We start from the raw sequence: 16308 nt of genomic DNA on the forward strand, positions 1-16308 counted from the left end.
ATGAGTGAAGCTCCGCGCGGCCCAAGTTTGCTGGCGCGATCAACAAGGAGCCGTTCAGGCAAATCGGCAAGGCTTTGGGAATTAGCTATGGGTGGACATCTGGAAAAGCGACGTTCCCGCGGTTTGAACGGCCATCTATGGCTACTGTTGCCCGCCGCGTTTCTAATCCTGCCGTTCTTTGTTTGGCCTTCCGTGCTAATTATCGGCAAGAGTTTTTCCGGCGATACGGGGCCGTTAGAGCAGTACAGGATCGTGTTCGCGAGCCCCGGCATCAGAACCGTGATGGCCTACACCTTCTATGTTTCCGCTGTAGTCACGGGGATCACTCTCGTTATCGGGTATCCGGTTGCCTTTGTCGTGACCCATCTACCCAAGAAGATCGCTGCTATCTGTGTTGCTTTGATATTCCTTCCATTCTGGGTCAGCACAGTCATCCGGACTTTTGCCTGGATGATCATTCTGGCGCGTAAAGGTCCGCTCAATGAAAGTCTGCTGGCGATTGGGATCCTCAGCCAGCCACTGCGCCTGCTCGATAACGGAGTGGGGATGATCCTCGCGATGGTCTATATCCAGATACCTTTCATGGTGATCCCCCTCATCAACACGATGAGGACTATCGACCCGAGTTACATGCGAGCGGCAGCCATATTGGGAGCCAACCCATTCTGGCAAATCGTCCGGGTCTATTTTCCGCTGTCTCTGCCCGGCGCAATGGTCGGATCGATACTGGTCTTTATCTCCTCCCTGGGCTTCTTTGTCACTCCCTCGCTTCTCGGAGGGTCTCGAACGATGTTGTCCATCCTCATCAACCAGCAGGCATCTCGACTTCTGAACTGGCCTCTTGCGTCCGCCCTGGCGACGGTCGCGCTCGTTCTAACCGCAGCATTGTTCCTTATTTACAAAATGGTGCGCCGCGCCGCCGCAACCAGCGGAGGCATCGCATGAAGAACGAAGGTGTCCTGTGGAAGATCTTACGGTTATCCGTTCGCGCCATGACGATGCTGCTGTTGCTTGCGATGCTCGTGCCTCTGGCGATCATCGTCATACTGTCGCTATCGGATCAGTCGTATCTTTCGTTTCCACCAACCGCCTATTCATTCCGTTGGTATCGGTCGTTCCTCGCGAATTCGGACTACCAGAGCGCGATCATAAACAGCCTGACCATCGGCGTGTCGGCGGCATTTTTGGCTACCGTCGCCGGAACACTGGTGGCGATAGCCGTTATTCGTGGAGCAATCCCAGGCAAGGACCTCCTGTCGACCTTGATGATGGCTCCGGCGATCTTGCCACAGATCATCCTGGCGATCGGTCTTTATCCCATCAGCGTGCTGCTGTCGTTGAACGGCACGTACTGGGCGGTAATCCTGGCGCACGCTGCGGTATCGATACCCTTTCCATTCATCGCTGTGTGCGGGGCGTTGCAGGGATATTCTGATCGCATCGAGTACGCGGCGATGAGCCTCGGGGCTTCCCCTCGCCAGACTTTCCGGCACATCACCCTGCCTATGATCGGCCCTAGCGTTTTCTCGGGCTTCGTCTTCGCGTTGGCTTTCTCGATCGACGAACTCGTCCTCGCAATTTTCCTGACAAGTCCGTCGACCAGAACGCTACCACTGCTCCTGTGGCAGCAGTTGAATTATCAAGTGACGCCCGAAATCGCAGCCGCGGCCACTGCCCTTCTCACGTTTACGCTGTTGCTGATCCTTAGCGCCACGATTGTGCGACGGTTCAGCCAACAGAAATACAAGGTCTCAGGCGCATGATGATGGGTATTGGAAAAATCAAGGCTGGTTGCGCTGTTGCCATCAGAGAACTCACCAAAGAATATTATCCCATTGTCGCCGTGGCCCCGACCAGCGTCGATGTGGCGTCGGGCGGGTTCTTTGCGATCATTGGTCCGAGCGGTTCTGGAAAATCCACGTTGTTGGGCATTTTGGCGGGATACGTGCAGCCCACAGCCGGCAGAGTCGAGGTCAATGGGAAGGACATCCTTTCCGAGCCGATGTATCGACGCAACATCGGCATGGTCTTCCAGAACTACGCGCTCTTCCCCCACATGACCGTTGCGGAGAATATTGCGTTCCCCTTGAAGATGCGCGGCCTGCAAAAGTCAGAGGTCACCGAACGAGTTAGACATTCGCTGGCGATGGTGCGGTTGGAACAGTACCGTGATCGCAAACCCGGGATGCTATCGGGTGGACAACAGCAGCGTGTCGCGCTCGCGAGAGCGGCAATCTACCAGCCCTCGCTACTGTTGATGGATGAGCCGCTCGGCGCCTTGGACAAGAACCTGCGAGACGAAATGCAGGAAGAAATCAAACGCTTCCAGCAGGAACTCGGCATAACGGTCATCTACGTCACGCATGATCAGCAGGAAGCTGCGTTTCTGGCGGACCGTATCGGCATAATGAAGGATGGAGCCATGGTGCAGATCGGCACTCCGCGAGAGCTTTATGAGCGTCCGACAAGCCGATTTGTCGCGGGCTTTCTCGGTGAAGCCTCTGTGTTTGCGATTACCGGCTTGTCGGCAGGCTCCGAGGCTTCAGCTACCATCGAAGGAGGCCTTTCGATGAGGATCAATCCGGCCAACGCCGCCCGCGGCGGAAAATATGTCTGTATTCGCCCGGAAAATGTGATGATCGGCCAGGAAGCGGCCCGGTTGCCCAACGTCTACGAGGGCGTCATTACCGAATCCTTATACACCGCCGGGAGCGTTAGGTATCGCATCACTGCACCGGCTGGACAGAGCCTCGTTTCGCGAGCGCTGCCCCACACTGGGTTTCAGCTTTACGAGACGGGCCGGACGGTCAAGTTCGGCTGGTCGCCCGACGACGTCTGCGTCATCAACTAACAAGCTGCGTGCTTGCCCTTTCCCCGGAGAAAATGCGGTGTCGCATTCAAAGACTTTTGATTTCATCGTGGTGGGCGCAGGTTCGGGCGGCGCGGTCGTGGCGGCCAGACTCAGTGAGTCGGGTAAATACAGCGTACTTCTGCTCGAAGCCGGACCCGAAGATAGGAGCCCACTGATCAAGATACCTCTCGGTCACCCGCTCCTTTACAACAATCCGAAGTATAACTGGAACCTGGAGAGCGAGCCGGAGCCCGAGCTCAACAACCGGACCTCCTTCCAGCCTCGGGGCCGTGTACTTGGTGGCACCAGCAGCATCAACGGCATGATCTATGTCCGTGGTAATCGCCTTGACTATGATGACTGGCGCCAGATGGGATGCATCGGCTGGTCGTACGACGACGTCCTTCCATTCTTCAGGAAGGCAGAATCCAACATGAGGATATTCGACGAATATCACGGGAACGAAGGTCCGCTGACGGTGTCCGATCAGTCGCCACCGAACCCGCTGGTCAGGGCGGCACTTAAGGCGTACGGAGAATCCGGCATCCCACATAATCCGGATTTCAACGGAGCCGTGCAGGATGGTTATGGACTTTATCAATTCGCCATCAACAACGGGCGCCGAGCAAATACCTCGGCAGCTTACCTGCGCCCGGCTCGGTCGAGGAAGAACCTCGTTGTCCAGACCAATTCCAACGTGAAGCGGATCTTGTTTAAAAATCACCGCGCCGTAGCAGTGGAAGTGTTTCGGGAGGGCGGGACTGAGACGGTATTCGTCCGCCGTGAAATCGTCGTCTCCGGGGGTGCGTTTCACAGCCCGCATATCCTCCAGCTCTCCGGCATCGGCCCGGGCGACCTCCTTCGACGCCACGGGCTGGCGATCGAGGTCGACCTGCCCGGCGTTGGTGAGAACCTGCAGGATCACTTCTGGACGTCGATCATCTACAGGTCTTCCGCGGCGATGACCCTGAACGACATCGCAAACAGCTATCTTAGGCGCGGTGTAGCCGCGCTCCAGTACCTATTTGGCCGGGGGCCGATGCGCGGTACCGGAATGCACATCGGCGGCTTTGTGCGAAGCGACGAGCGATTGGACCGCCCAGATCTCCAAATCCACATGGGGACCTGGGGGGCGAAATCACGAACGGCCGCCGGCGTCGTCCCGCATCCGTTTTCGGCGTTCTCTTTAAGCCCTGTGCATCTGGCGCCCCAAAGCCGCGGCATGGTGCGGATCAGAAGTTCGAACTTCCAGGACAAGCCGGAAATACGCTTTAATTTCCTCAAGCACGACGAAGATATGGAGACGCTGAAGCGCGGCATCAAACTGTCCCGCAAAATCGCGCGTCAGGCTGCATTGAGAGAATTCATCGTCGAAGAGGTGCTGCCCGGCCCGACGGTGAACACCGATGACGAGATTGAGGCCGACATCCGCAATCGGGGTATGTCGAACCTGCATCCGACCAGCTCATGCAAGATGGGCGTCGATAACGCAGCCGTAGTCGATCCTCGCCTTAAAGTGAGGGGGGTCGAGGGACTTCGCGTCGCCGACGCGTCGATCATGCCGCGGATTATCGTCGGAAACACAAATGCACCCACGATAATGATCGGGGAAAAGGCCGCCGCAATGGTACTGGAAGACGCACGTTGACCATGCAGGCCTAGCTTCAGTCTCGTCCACGAAGGGCCGGTCGCAATTATTTTCTGTGGCTCTAAATTTTCCTATAGGCAATAATTTTCTAGATATGTCCGTGGTTGTCAGATATGTTTGGCTTTAGGAAAACCACCAACTCTCTCGTCAAAAACGAGGAACGAACCATGCAGGAAATTTTGCCGCAGTTCGCGGGAGCAGGGTCGTCTTTAACGGTGGTGCAGGACGAACTGAACTCGCTGAAGGCCGGCTACCCGATGGTGTGGCAGAATGGTCGTTGGCGGCCCTTTGTAGAAGCGGTCACGCACGCTTCGATTACGGCGACGGATTTGGAGGCCGCCGCAGCATCCTGGAAAAGCTACCGGGCGGTGCTTGCGGCTCTATTCCCTGGAGAAGTCCCGGAGTCGGGCGTAGTCGACTCGGAACTTGCGGACATCAGCTCAATTGCGGGCCGGAAAAACACCTTTCTCAAAGCGGATCATGACTTGGCGATAGGTTCGTCTATTAAGGCGCGTGGGGGTGTGTTCGAAGTATTGCAGCACGCCGACGATCGTGCAGCCATAGATGGCATTCCGTTTGACCCCGCAACGCCCGACTGGGCGCTGCTGCGTTCAAATCTTCGGACGCGAAGAATTGTCGTTGGAAGCACGGGCAACCTTGCCTACAGCGTGGCGCGCACGGCGCAAGCGTTGGGTTTTCAAGCCGAAGTCCACATTTCCGTAGACGCCACACCTTTCAAGAAGGGTAGGCTCCTCGAGCTGGGTGTCGAAGTAGTCGAGCATAGCGGCGACTATAGGCAGGCGGTAGCGGCCGCCCGGAAGTCGGCGGCGCATGACGACGCGGCCTATCTGATTGACGACGAGAGTTCCTCGCGCCTGTTTCTAGGCTATTCGTACGGCGCGCGGCTTCTCGCCGACCAATTGGCGTCGCGCGGGATCAGCATCGACGAAACCCGTCCCCTCGTGGTTTATCTGCCGTGTGGCGTAGGCGGCGCTCCGGGCGGATTGACGTTCGGGCTCAAGGCGATTTTCGGGGACAACTGCGCTTGCGTTTTTGTAGAGCCCACTCAGTCGCCATGTTTTCTTGTCCAGTTGATGTCGGGCAAAAATAACCCGACCTCTGTCTACGATATCGGGCTCAACAACAAGACCATCGCAGACGGCTTGGCGGTGCCTTCGGCGTCGCTCTTCGCGGTCGCTCAGGTCGCTGAGATGGTCGAAGCCTGCGTCACTGTCGCAGACGTCGATATGCTGGAACTTTCGGCCAAGCTCGGCAAGCACGGATACCCGGTCGAGCCATCGGCAGCGTCAGCGCTCGGCGCGTTGGAGCCCTTTACCCAAGCCTGTGGCGAGCATTTGGACGAACGGAAAAGGCGCTTCGCCAGCGCTAGTTCCACTCATGTCGTCTGGAGCACGGGCAAGAGCACTCCGGATACCCTCAAGCTTCTATCGCAGGTCGCAAATCAGAATAGAGTCGGAGCATAGAAGTTATGACCCCGCGCGAGGAAATCGAGCTTATTGAAAATGGTCGGCGAGTTATCGAAGCCGGAACCCTCGCGGCCAGTCTGAGCGAACTGCTCAGGCTTAATGCCGACAGGTATCCTCAGCAGACGGCGTTAAGGGAGATCGACGGGCAGGGGAGGGTCCTTACGTATCGTGGTCTCAACGGCCTCGTCTGGCGGGTAGTGGCGTTGCTCTCCTCGCTCGGAGTTAAGAGAGGCACGCATGTTGCCATCGCGTTGTCGAACTGCGTCGAAATCATTGCTATCTGGATCGCCCTCTCCCGTATCGGGGCGGTTGCGGTCGGCGTCAATCCAAGCCTGACTGAAAAAGAGCTCGAGTACATCCTGGATACGTCGGACTCGGAATTCCTCGTCCTTGATGAAGGGCGGCGGGATTGGGTGTCCGATTGGAAGCGCTTTCTACTCCCCTCGGAGCGGATAATAGTGGTCGGGACCGGGGCCGGGCAGGAGGTCGGCCGATCCTTCAACGCCGACCTAGCTGGGCAGGGGTACCGAGAAACTCCGGTCGCAAGCCCCGATATCGATGCGCCGGCGAGCATTCTCTACACCTCAGGTTCAAGCGGTCGCCCCAAGCCCGCGCTCTTGCCGCATCGTTGGCACACCATGATGGGACACGTGCGTTCTCTGCAAGGCCCCCGAGTTACAAACGTTCTGATCGAAAATCCCATCTATTACATGGGCGGGCAATGGCGACTGGCAATGGCCCTGACACAAGCCGCCACAGTGCTGGTGGCCAGCAAGCCTACGCTCAATCATTTTGCAGAACGAGTTGCTGGTTACGAAGTCGAGTTTTCCTCCCTGTCAAACTTGATCGCCAAACGACCGGACTTCTCACTCGATGTCCAGTCTCGGTTGAAATGGATGGCGTGCTGCGCCCTTCCCAAAGAGTTGCATGCGGAAGCCGAGAGAAAAATCCGAGCCCCAATCCGCGAAATCTACGGCTCGACGGAGATGGGTTCGACGATCGTGATGCCGACGCAGGCGACAACCATGGTTGGATCCGGCTCAGTTGGCCTTCCCGCAGCCTTTCGGTCCTGCCGTATCGTGGACGCGCTTGGCAACGAAGTTTCGCGGGGAAGTGTCGGCGAGCTACAAGTTCGAGGGTCGGGAATGCTGACGGGCTATTACAAATTGCCTGAGGCCTCCGCCGATGCCTTCGACATGGGATGGTTCAAGACCGGCGATCTGTTCCGTCAAGACAGTGACGGTTACTACTTCTGGGTTGCCCGTGCCAAAGACGTCATCAGGCGAAGCAATGAAAACATCTCGGCGACCGAGTTGGAGGAGGAAGTCGGTAAACTCGCCGGCATACTGGAGGTCGCGGCACTTCCCGTGCCCGATGATTACCGTGGGGAAGAGGTAAAACTATACATCCGCCTACAGCCCGGGTTTTCGAACAGCGAGGTATCGCCAAAAGCGATCCTTGAGCACTGCCGCAGTCGACTGGCTACTTATAAGCTGCCGAGATACATCGAGTACGTCGACGAGTTTCCGCTCACTGTCTCCCTCAAGATTTCGAAGCCCGACCTGAAAAAGGCAAAACCCGATCTGCGAGTGGGCAGTTTCGATCTGGCTGAGAACCTGTGGCGATGACAATGCCCCCAAGGCCAGACACACGAGGGCTCATCGAACGAATAGGTGCGAGCGATCGCCATGAATTCGGGGACTTCTTCATTTCAAGGCTTCTCGGGCTAAGGATCGAATACCCAACCGAGGGATGCGACGTCACGTTCGAAGTAGTGCCGGAGCTAACCAATCCCGTGGGCACTCTCCACGGAGGAATTATGGCAACGGCGATCGACGTATCCATGGGCCATCTTCTCTTCAAAACCCACGCGTCTCCGGCGGCCACTCTCGAAATGAAGATTCAGTATCTAGCCCCGGCGTTAGTGGGCGAGATGGTGGTATGTCGGGCGTCATTTCTCAGGGCAGGCAAGTCGATCAATTACGTCAGATCGGAGGCGCGCAACGCCTCCACGGAGGCACTCTACGCCTTTGCAACCGCGACATGGAAGGCAACAAAACCGTCAGGCAATGAGGGAAGACAGTCATGAATGCATGCCCTTCGAATGCACATCCGCTAACAGGATCGTCAAATCTCATGAACAACCCGGAAGTTGCGCGTGACGTTTTCCGTTCGATCGCCGGGCATTGGCCGAGTGGCGTCGCAGTGATTACGAGTGTCAGTGAATCGGATGAGCCGGTGGGGCTGACGATGAGCGCCGTCATGTCGCTTTCGGTTGAGCCGCTTCAGTTTCTTATCAGCGTCGACAACAAATCGAACACGCTGCCTTCGATCATTTCCAGCGGCCGCTTTTGCATCAATTTCATGGCGCAAGGTCAGGAAGCTATCGCGATGCGTTTTGCCAGCAAGAAGGGCGAGAAGTTCGAGGGCCTTGCCTCAAGGCGGCTCGAGAGCGGATCAATCTTGATTGAGGGCGTCCTCGCTTATGCCGATTGCGAGGTGGGCGCGGTCTACGACGGAGGTGATCATCGTATTCTGGTCGGGAGGGTGAAAGACATGGCGCTGCTTGGAAGTGTGCCGCTGGCATACTTCGCAGGAAAATTTCGAAGGGTAACGGATGCCTGAGAGTCAGGATCTCACCTGGGATTGCCATGTCCATGTCTTTGGCGACCCGCGGCAATTTCCCTTCGACCCCTCAAGGACATATACGCCGGGGCTGGCGGACGCAGATGCCCTCAAGAGTTTCAGGCTACGCCACGGCATCGACCGTACAGTAATTGTCCAGCCGAGTGTGTACGGCAACGACAACAGCTGCCTGATAGATGCGCTCCAGCGTTTCGACGGAAGCGCGCGGGGAATTGTGTCGCTCAATCCGGAGACGAACATCTCCACCCTTCGCGATTACCACTCCGCGGGCGTTCGAGGTGTGCGTCTCAACCTTGAAACAACTGCGCTCAGAGACCATCCCGCGCTAGCGCGTAAAAGGCTGCAGGATGCTGCCAGGCAGATCGACGGGTTGGGGTGGCACATACAGATATACACCAACCTCGCAGTGATAGCCGCTGTTGGCAAAGTAGTCGCCAGTCTGCCGGTGCCAGTTGTCGTCGATCATTTTGGCCTTGCCCGAGCCGAATACGGTCTCGATCAACGGGGCTTCGCCGAGCTTACCGACATGGTCAGCCGTGGCTCCTATGTGAAGCTGTCGCTCGCGGATCGGCTGGCCAAGTCTCCAGATGAGATGATCCCTTTTGCAAAGCGACTCATCGATGCCAATCCAGAAAGGGTGCTTTGGGGATCGGACTGGCCGCACTCCAGGCGGGGAGCCCGTGTAGACGAACCAGCGCCGTTCGGAGCCGTCGACGATGCGCTTTCAATGCGGCTGGTCCGAGATTGGTGTGAGACCGAAGAGCGACTCAGGCTGACGATGAGTACCAACCCGGCCCGTCTTTTTGCGTAAAGGCGAAGCCATGCCAACTTTCGAAGATATCCAGTGTCATGATAAATTTCGTCTTCGTTCCACCTCAGTCAGATGTGTCGCGAGCTTTCGGAGCGCAGTTGCGGCGTGACGTCGAGGGTATGGTCGTTCATGTCCCCGAGACAGAAGCGGAAGCGATCGCGTACCTGGCGGATGCTGACGCAGCTTTTGGAGCGCTCTCTCCGGAACTGCTTCAACATGCCCGGAAACTGCGCTGGCTTCACTCCCGGCAGATCGCTCCGCCGCCTGGCTATTTCCACGAGGCTCTCATAGAGCATCCGGTGATCGTAACCAACACGCGGGAAGTCTATAATGACCATATTGGCGCGCACATCCTGGCTTTCGTTCTCTCGCTTTCGCGGGATCTGCCTTACTATCACACTGAGCAACTGAAGGGTCGATGGGCTCCCAAGCCTTTGAATAGCGGGGTCGTGTTCCTTCCGGAAGCGACGGCCCTCATCGTTGGCGTGGGCGGCATCGGGGCAGAAGCTGGACGCATGCTTTCGGCTTTCGGCACGCGAATTGTCGGGATCGATGCACGACGCACCTCGGTGCCGCCTGGCTTTGCCGAAATTCACGGCGTCGAAGCTTTGAATGATTTGCTTCCGTCTGCGGATTTCGTGATCCTTACTGTACCTCATACTCCGCATACCGAAGGCATGATGAACCTCGATCGGTTTCGACGTATGAAAACGTCGGGCTTTTTCATCAATATCGGCAGGGGGTTGACCACCCGACTTGACGATCTGGTCGTCGCGCTCGAGGAGGGAAGCCTGGCAGGAGCGGCGCTTGACGTGTTCGATCAGGAGCCACTTCCGGAAGGCCATGCGCTTTGGGGCATACCAAACGTGCTGATCACGCCTCACATGGCAGGGTTCGGCCCGTATCTTGAGAAGCGTCGGTACACAATACTGCGTGACAACTGCTTGGCCTTTGTCCAGGGCAGGCCCCTCGCAAACATCGTTCAGAAGCAGTCCTGGTTCTGATTGAAGAAATCCCATGCCGGGTGGCGGTGAACAAGAAAGTGTTCACGTAAAGACGTCAAGCGCAAGCGTCTGTAATCATTCGACAGCGATCCTCATCATTGGATGAAAAGTGACAGCGACCGAAACAGCTTACCTTTCTTAGAGTCAAATCCGCATTCAGAATCGGTTGGCGACACGAATTGAAGCGGCTCCAGCTAACGCAAACATAGCTGCCAGCAGAAGGTAGATGTTGGCCAGGGAGGTTGCCTCGGCCAATGTCCCGAAGCTGGGCGCCGCGGCCAGTGCAATTGCATACCCGGTCGCGAACACGACCACGATGCCTGATGCGTCGCCGCGCCGTCCTGCCATGCTCAGCAATGTGGGGAAGATGTTGGCCACCCCGATGCCGAGCAAGACAAAGCCGGATAGCGCCATTGCCGCGAGGTTGGCAAAGGCGACGATCGCAAGGCCGATGATTGCTAGGGATACCGAGATCGCGAGAAGTTGCTTTTCCCCAACCGAGGTCCTTACGCGATCGCCAGCCAGCCGGCAGATTGCCATCGAACTTGCAAATGCGCCGTAGCCAAGCCCCGAGTAGCCGAGATCGAGCGCAAAATTGCCAGTGAGGTAAAGAGGGCTCCAGTCACGGACCGCTGCGTCTGTCGACATACAGACGCCAGCAAGCAGGCCCGCGACAATGAGCAACCACTTGGCACTGAGTGGCCGGGCTGCCGTTCCCTCCTGACGTGGTCCTGCGGCAAGTAGCTTGCCCTGGTTCATCGCAAAAAGCACCGAGAGCAACAAAGCGGCAATCAGGGCGCCGAAGGAGCTTCCTGCGTTCTTGACAAGCAGGCCTCCCAAAACCGCTCCAGTAAGGCCGCCGAGGCTCCACATGGCATGGAATGAGGACATAAGGGCTTTTTCGGAGGAGCGCTCAGCCTCGACGGCCTGCGCGTTCATGGCGACGTCCATGGAATTGCCCGCAAGTCCGAGGACCAGCAAGACGAGGGCGAATACCAAAGGGACATGTGTGAATGTGGCCAGGACGACCGTCGTCAGGAGGAGCGGGCTTGCGACGCGAACCACTTGTCTGCTGCCAAAACGCGCAATCAAGGACCGACTGGCCAGCATTGCAAAAAGCGAACCGACGACAATCATGAACAGAGACCAGCCGAATTCACTATCGGATATCGAAAGGCGCACCCTGATCGCCGGTATGAGCGAAGACCATGTGCCGAAAGCGCTGCCGTGTACGAAAAAAGTGGAGAAGATCGCCGTGCGGATCTTGCGGGCCTCTGTAGACGTGACGGCAGGCTGCCCCGCGGAGCGCTTCGGACTTCCGAACAAGATTTGGTCTCCGGTGACGTGTCGCGCCTTTCGGCGACACCATCCGATCGGTTAGAATGGGCGTGATCGACCCTTCTTGGAACGGGTCTCGCTCGTGTGGACCTACCTTGGATAGAGCTAATTTGTAAAGGTTTTCAGAATTGCGCGAACCGAAATGAAGCTATCGATCCGTTAGGTGGTTTTCCAAGCGTCTGAATCGACTACGAGACAAATTGCTCGGCTTTCGCCGACGGCCGGTGGCATATCCCCGCTTTTTTAGAAACGCTGCAGTTGGTGCAACTGCCTTCGGAGCCTCGATGTCGATCTCGTTCTGTTTTGCGATGTGAACAGGACGCTGCTGACTCACGACTATAAGCTTCACCACCGCGTCGTGGCTGCGCTTGCTATGGCCCACGATGCGGGTCTGCGCATAGTGCTTGCCACAGCGCGCTCGCCTCGCGGCGTTCGGGGGGACGTCCAAGCAACTAGCCGCGGACATGGTTGCCAAAACGCTTGGCGTGCCAGCCGAGCGCTGTGCCGCCGCAGGAGATGCGGCCAATGACTTGTCTCTTCTGCGTTGGGCAAAGGTGCGGCTGACGGTCGCCAACGCAATCGCTCCAATTCGCGACATGGGGACACTTTTGTGGAGACACCTGCGATGAGGGCGGCTTGGCGGAGGCCATCGAATGGCTATTGCAGTAGAGGAGAGATTGGCACCGAAGTCGATTATCGTTCGCTCTCGCGCTGGTTCCATTAACGCAGCACCCACTCATTACAGAAAACCCAGTGCATGAAAGGAAACCAGGCCCTGCATCCAGACGGCAATCTGGCTCAGTTGCTCTGAAGCTGCTCGGCTTGAGACCACCGGGCCTTGGAGGACGGCTCCAAAGGGTTAAGCGCTCGCTAGAAGCGGCTGGAGCGTTCTTCTGGCTGAGGCGACTTCAGACCCTGGCATGAGCATTCCGGGTAAGCCGGCAGTCTGGCGGCGGTCTCCAAAGCGATCCGCGAGGCCTTCATGGAGAGGGTAGGCAGAACGTCCTCCTGCAGGAGTTTTTGACGGTTTCGATCCATGTAGTCGTTGAACCCAGCCGTGACGAATGCACAAGGTACGAAACAAGCGCCGATTTCGCGCGACAGGGTGGCCTCGGGGGCGATCGAGTGGTTGAGTACGTCTGCCCCCATGCTGCGAAACGCCAGGGCTTCGGCCGGGCTTGTCAGTCGCGGCCCGTAGCAGTGGGCAGCCACCAATTGCTGTTCGATGCCATGAACGCGGCATTCGGGCGGCCAATGACGGCGGGCGGTCTCGACCAGAACCGCCGCGCATCTTGGGCAAACGATCTGCTTGCCCGAGCAGTCGAAGGTTTGACGACCGGGCAGCAGTGAAAACGGCGTTTGCGTGAGTTCGATGATATCGGCGTTGATCACCATATCACCGGGCTGGATCGCTTTGTTCACCGCGCCGATGGTCGAGCACGCCAGGACCTGACGCACACCCGCGGCCATCAATACCCAAAAGGCGCGACGGTGGCAGGAATGGTCGATATGGCTCCGCGGATTGCCATGCGAATACATGCACAAGGCGCGTTTCGGCTTGCCTTCGGCGGTGATGGAGGCGTCGAACTCGAGCAGCTTCCAGTTGTCGGTGCGGCCAAAGGGCGTTTCAAAGCTGATATCCCTTTCTAGGGTCCGAACGCCCTCGACGCCGATATCTTCCGGAAAGGCCAGCCCCCAGTTTGCCGATCCCGTGATAATCCCCAGCCCTACCTGGGGTATATCCATTACTCGATCCGCCTGGTCATCGGCGGCCTGAAGGTCAGCAGTCATATTCGATTCTCGGTCAAGATTTTTGGCGAAGGGTCACGAAGAGGACGACGATCACGACGATGGCGGTCCACAATGTCGAGATCGCCGCGATGGTCGGATCGATCTGGTCGCGCAGCGACAGGAACATTAGCTTCGGGAGCGTGCTGTTTTGGCCACTGGCGACGAAGATCGAAATGACCGACTCGTCGAGCGACGTCAGGAACGCCATCAATATCGCCGACAGCAGGCTGATCCTGAGTTGCGGAACGATTATGCCGCCGATCGCGCGTGCCCAACTGGCTCCCAGGCTACGCGCCGCCTGGACCTGGTTCCAGTCAAAGCGGGCCAGAGCAGGCAACAGGACGATGCACGCGACCGGAATGGCCAAGACGACATGTCCGACCAGCACACCGAACAGCGTTCCGACCAGATGCTGCACCGCCAGCACAATGAAGAGACCGATCGCCAATAGGATGCCCGGCGTGACCGATGGAGTGAGCAGGATGCCCTGAAGGGTCACTGCGGTCTTTCCGCCGAGACGATTCATGGAGATGCAGGCGAGCAACGCCGAAGGCACCGCGATCAGCGCCGTCAACGTTCCCAGCGTGATGCTGGTCCTGAGCGCGGCCATCCATGTCGCTGAACCGAAGAAGTTCTCGTACCAGCGCAAAGAGTATGCACGGGGAGGAAATTCGAGAAGATCGGACGCTGAGAACGAAAGCGGCACCACTACGATGGTGGGCAGGATCAGGAATGCCAACACGAGCGCGGAAAAGGCCCAAAGAAGGGCGAGCGCCAGCCTGTTCTCCGGATAGGCGTCAAGCATGAGCCACACCGAGTTTGTTCTGCGTCAGCAGGAGACGCGCTGCCCAGAACGTCACGCCCACCAGCGCCAGGAGAACGAGTAGGAGAAGGCCTAGCACGCTCGCCGCACCCCAGTCCTGAAAAGTCGACAGCGTTCGCTCGATCCGGATCGAGATCGGATTGACCTTGCCGCCGCCAAGAACCGCCGGCGTGATGAAGAAGCCGAGCGTGTAGATGAAGACGATCATCGAGCCCGAGACGATGCCCCCCGCCGAAAGGGGCAGGATGACCGTGCGGATCGCCAGGCCAAGACCGGCTCCCATGCTCGCGGCGGCGCGGGTGAGGTTGGGGTCGATATCGCGCATCGCGGCATAAACAGGCAGCACAAAAAGCGGCAGCATGTAGTGCACCATGCCGATCAGCGTCCCCGTGAAATTGTAGACCAGCGGCAGCGGCTCCGTCGTCAGGCCCGAACCTGTCAATACCGCGTTGACAAGGCCGTCGCGGCGCAGGAGCACGAGCCAGCCATAGGTGCGCACCAGGATCGAGGTCCACAGCGGCAGCATGATGAATGCCATCAACAGGTTGGCTACTCTTGGTCTGGCGCTGGCGAGCGCAAGCGCCAGGGGGAGACCGAGAAGCATGCAGACCGCCAGCGTCCCTATCGAGAGCTCGAGAGTGGTCAGGAGAGCCGACCAGGTCAGTCCACTTGAAAGCACCTTCTCGTAATTTCCGACGCTGTATTCGCCCGCGGTGGTCAGGAATGATTGCCGGACAATCCAAAGGATCGGCAGGATCGCCGCTGACCCAACGATAACCAGAGCCGGTAACGAAAGAGAAAGGAAGAACCGGCGCTCTCTGCGCGCATCGGCTGCCAGTGCCGGATCCATGGCGACTTTCACACCTTCGCCCCCGCTATTGCGTGAACTTTGGCCGCCGGTGCGAACGCGGCCACTCGCTGACCTGGAGCAAGGTCGGCGCAGCCCGCGGCGAGGGTTGCCGGAACGCTTATCAAAACCTCTTGCCTGGTGTCGAGCTCGAGCGTCAAAAGCCAGTTCTCGCCCCGGAACGACTTGGCCCGCAGCACGCCTTCGAGCGCCACTCCGTCTGGCCCGGCAAACGCTGGATCTAGATGGAAGCTCTCTGCGCGGATCATCAATGTTTCTCGTAACGCATCAACGCCGTCGATCCTGCGGACTGAGCCCGGTGGAACAATATTGGCCTCGCCCATGAACTCCGCAACGAAGCGGGTGAGCGGGCGGTGATAGACGCGCTCAGGCGTATCGATCTGCTCGATGCGGCCGGAATTCATCACCGCAATACGATCTGACATCGTCAGCGCTTCCCGCTGATCGTGGGTCACATAGATCGTCGTGATGCCCAGGTCGTCGTGCAGGCGCCGGATCTCATATTGCATGGCTTCGCGCAGGTTCTTGTCGAGCGCCGACAGCGGCTCGTCCATCAGCATCACGCGTGGTTTGAACACGATCGCCCTCGCCAGCGCCACCCTTTGACGCTGGCCTCCCGACAGAGCAGCGATGTCTCGTTGCGCAAAGCCTTCCAACTTTACGCGGGCCAGGGCGTCAAGCGCCCGCCGGCGAGCGTCCACTCGCGGGATCTTCCTCAATGCTAGTGGATACTCAACGTTGGCGAGCACGTTCATGTGCGGAAACAAGGCATAGTTCTGAAAAACGATGCCGAGCTCCCTTTTGTTAGGGGGCAAACGGGTGATGTCGCGACCTCCCAACAAGATCTTGCCATTGTCGAGCAGGACAAAACCCGCGACCGCCATGAGCAAGGTGGTCTTGCCGGATCCGGATGGCCCCAGCAGCGTCAGGAATTCGCCCGCCTCAATTTCGAGCGAGACGTCATCCAGCGCCAGGTAGGAGCCGTACGCCTTGCGCACGCTTTCGACGGTGATGGGAAACGATTTCATCTTCCTGGTCCCC

The 16308-nt window shown here is 58.1% G+C and carries 17 protein-coding genes; 12 read left to right on the plus strand and 5 right to left on the minus strand.

The features are described from left to right. From EN862_RS32425 to EN862_RS32470, 10 genes are all read left to right on the plus strand, one after another. The gene (locus EN862_RS32425; RefSeq protein WP_127864754.1) at positions 1-945 is read left to right on the plus strand and encodes an ABC transporter permease; all 945 of its coding nucleotides are present in this window, start codon (positions 1-3) and stop codon (positions 943-945) included. Then, positions 942-1763 carry an ABC transporter permease gene (locus EN862_RS32430; protein ID WP_127864755.1) on the plus strand — a complete coding sequence of 274 codons (822 nt, stop codon included), beginning with the start codon at positions 942-944 and terminating at the stop codon, positions 1761-1763. Before EN862_RS32425 ends, EN862_RS32430 begins: the two co-directional genes overlap by 4 nt. Next, positions 1760-2851: an ABC transporter ATP-binding protein gene (locus EN862_RS32435; protein WP_127875783.1), complete on the plus strand. Its 1092-nt coding sequence runs from the start codon at positions 1760-1762 to the stop codon at positions 2849-2851. The genes EN862_RS32430 and EN862_RS32435 overlap by 4 nt, the downstream gene beginning before the upstream one ends. A 37-nt stretch (positions 2852-2888) precedes the next feature. After that, entirely contained in the window at positions 2889-4499 is a 1611-nt protein-coding gene (locus EN862_RS32440) for a GMC family oxidoreductase N-terminal domain-containing protein (protein WP_127864756.1), read from the plus strand. 167 nt (positions 4500-4666) lie between these two features. Then, positions 4667-5983 carry a D-serine ammonia-lyase gene (locus EN862_RS32445; protein ID WP_189401909.1) on the plus strand — a complete coding sequence of 439 codons (1317 nt, stop codon included), beginning with the start codon at positions 4667-4669 and terminating at the stop codon, positions 5981-5983. A gap of 5 nt (positions 5984-5988) precedes the next feature. Continuing rightward, positions 5989-7614, plus strand: a complete 1626-nt coding sequence (locus EN862_RS32450) for a class I adenylate-forming enzyme family protein (RefSeq protein ID WP_127864758.1) — start codon at positions 5989-5991, stop codon at positions 7612-7614. 2 nt (positions 7615-7616) lie between these two features. Next, positions 7617-8075 (plus strand): PaaI family thioesterase, encoded by a 459-nt coding sequence (locus tag EN862_RS32455; RefSeq protein WP_127864859.1) that lies wholly within the window; start codon positions 7617-7619, stop codon positions 8073-8075. 47 nt (positions 8076-8122) lie between these two features. After that, positions 8123-8611, plus strand: a complete 489-nt coding sequence (locus tag EN862_RS32460) for a flavin reductase family protein (RefSeq protein WP_189401907.1) — start codon at positions 8123-8125, stop codon at positions 8609-8611. Next, positions 8604-9443: an amidohydrolase family protein gene (locus EN862_RS32465; protein WP_127864760.1), complete on the plus strand. Its 840-nt coding sequence runs from the start codon at positions 8604-8606 to the stop codon at positions 9441-9443. Before EN862_RS32460 ends, EN862_RS32465 begins: the two co-directional genes overlap by 8 nt. A 38-nt stretch (positions 9444-9481) precedes the next feature. After that, positions 9482-10447: a D-2-hydroxyacid dehydrogenase gene (locus tag EN862_RS32470; protein ID WP_127864761.1), complete on the plus strand. Its 966-nt coding sequence runs from the start codon at positions 9482-9484 to the stop codon at positions 10445-10447. Positions 10448-10603: 156 nt separating this feature from the next. Here EN862_RS32470 and EN862_RS32475 read toward each other — a convergent pair whose 3' ends face one another. Next, positions 10604-11773, minus strand: a complete 1170-nt coding sequence (locus tag EN862_RS32475) for an MFS transporter (RefSeq protein WP_189401906.1) — start codon at positions 11771-11773, stop codon at positions 10604-10606. A 370-nt stretch (positions 11774-12143) separates the two neighbouring features. Here EN862_RS32475 and EN862_RS37040 point away from each other — a divergent pair, with 370 nt between their 5' ends. Next, entirely contained in the window at positions 12144-12314 is a 171-nt protein-coding gene (locus EN862_RS37040; RefSeq protein ID WP_245519795.1) for a hypothetical protein, read from the plus strand. Further along, the gene (locus EN862_RS37045) at positions 12250-12414 is read left to right on the plus strand and encodes an HAD hydrolase family protein (RefSeq protein ID WP_245519776.1); all 165 of its coding nucleotides are present in this window, start codon (positions 12250-12252) and stop codon (positions 12412-12414) included. Before EN862_RS37040 ends, EN862_RS37045 begins: the two co-directional genes overlap by 65 nt. Positions 12415-12655: 241 nt before the next feature. Here the strand turns inward: EN862_RS37045 and EN862_RS32485 are convergent, their stop codons facing one another. Genes EN862_RS32485 through EN862_RS32500 form a run of 4 tightly spaced genes read right to left on the minus strand, consistent with a single transcriptional unit; the run spans position 12656 to position 16295 of the window. After that, on the minus strand, positions 12656-13576 hold the full coding sequence (locus EN862_RS32485) for a 5'-methylthioadenosine phosphorylase (protein ID WP_127864763.1): 921 nt from the start codon (positions 13574-13576) through the stop codon (positions 12656-12658). A gap of 13 nt (positions 13577-13589) precedes the next feature. Further along, a complete protein-coding gene (locus tag EN862_RS32490) occupies positions 13590-14381 on the minus strand; it encodes an ABC transporter permease (protein ID WP_127421430.1) in 792 nt (263 codons plus the stop codon). Beyond that, positions 14374-15249, minus strand: a complete 876-nt coding sequence (locus EN862_RS32495) for an ABC transporter permease (protein ID WP_127864764.1) — start codon at positions 15247-15249, stop codon at positions 14374-14376. The genes EN862_RS32490 and EN862_RS32495 overlap by 8 nt, the downstream gene beginning before the upstream one ends. 8 nt (positions 15250-15257) lie before the next feature. Beyond that, on the minus strand, positions 15258-16295 hold the full coding sequence (locus EN862_RS32500) for an ABC transporter ATP-binding protein (protein WP_127421431.1): 1038 nt from the start codon (positions 16293-16295) through the stop codon (positions 15258-15260). Positions 16296-16308: the final 13 nt, after the last annotated feature.

Origin of the sequence: Mesorhizobium sp. M2E.F.Ca.ET.219.01.1.1, from assembly GCF_004016445.2 — a bacterium.
Lineage (GTDB): Bacteria > Pseudomonadota > Alphaproteobacteria > Rhizobiales > Rhizobiaceae > Mesorhizobium.

Excerpts from the sequence above, each read along its gene's own strand:
- EN862_RS32445 (WP_189401909.1), top strand. The coding sequence starts at position 4,667 with ATGCAGGAAATTTTGCCGCAGTTCGCGGGAGCAGGGTCGTCTTTAACG.
- EN862_RS32495 (WP_127864764.1), bottom strand. The coding sequence starts at position 15,249 with ATGGATCCGGCACTGGCAGCCGATGCGCGCAGAGAGCGCCGGTTCTTC.
- EN862_RS32470 (WP_127864761.1), top strand. The coding sequence starts at position 9,482 with ATGATAAATTTCGTCTTCGTTCCACCTCAGTCAGATGTGTCGCGAGCT.
- EN862_RS32435 (WP_127875783.1), top strand. The coding sequence starts at position 1,760 with ATGATGATGGGTATTGGAAAAATCAAGGCTGGTTGCGCTGTTGCCATC.
- EN862_RS32430 (WP_127864755.1), top strand. The coding sequence starts at position 942 with ATGAAGAACGAAGGTGTCCTGTGGAAGATCTTACGGTTATCCGTTCGC.
- EN862_RS32450 (WP_127864758.1), top strand. The coding sequence starts at position 5,989 with ATGACCCCGCGCGAGGAAATCGAGCTTATTGAAAATGGTCGGCGAGTT.
- EN862_RS37045 (WP_245519776.1), top strand. The coding sequence starts at position 12,250 with ATGGTTGCCAAAACGCTTGGCGTGCCAGCCGAGCGCTGTGCCGCCGCA.
- EN862_RS32490 (WP_127421430.1), bottom strand. The coding sequence starts at position 14,381 with ATGCTTGACGCCTATCCGGAGAACAGGCTGGCGCTCGCCCTTCTTTGG.
- EN862_RS32500 (WP_127421431.1), bottom strand. The coding sequence starts at position 16,295 with ATGAAATCGTTTCCCATCACCGTCGAAAGCGTGCGCAAGGCGTACGGC.
- EN862_RS32455 (WP_127864859.1), top strand. The coding sequence starts at position 7,617 with ATGCCCCCAAGGCCAGACACACGAGGGCTCATCGAACGAATAGGTGCG.
- EN862_RS32425 (WP_127864754.1), top strand. The coding sequence starts at position 1 with ATGAGTGAAGCTCCGCGCGGCCCAAGTTTGCTGGCGCGATCAACAAGG.
- EN862_RS32465 (WP_127864760.1), top strand. The coding sequence starts at position 8,604 with ATGCCTGAGAGTCAGGATCTCACCTGGGATTGCCATGTCCATGTCTTT.
- EN862_RS32460 (WP_189401907.1), top strand. The coding sequence starts at position 8,123 with ATGAACAACCCGGAAGTTGCGCGTGACGTTTTCCGTTCGATCGCCGGG.
- EN862_RS32485 (WP_127864763.1), bottom strand. The coding sequence starts at position 13,576 with ATGACTGCTGACCTTCAGGCCGCCGATGACCAGGCGGATCGAGTAATG.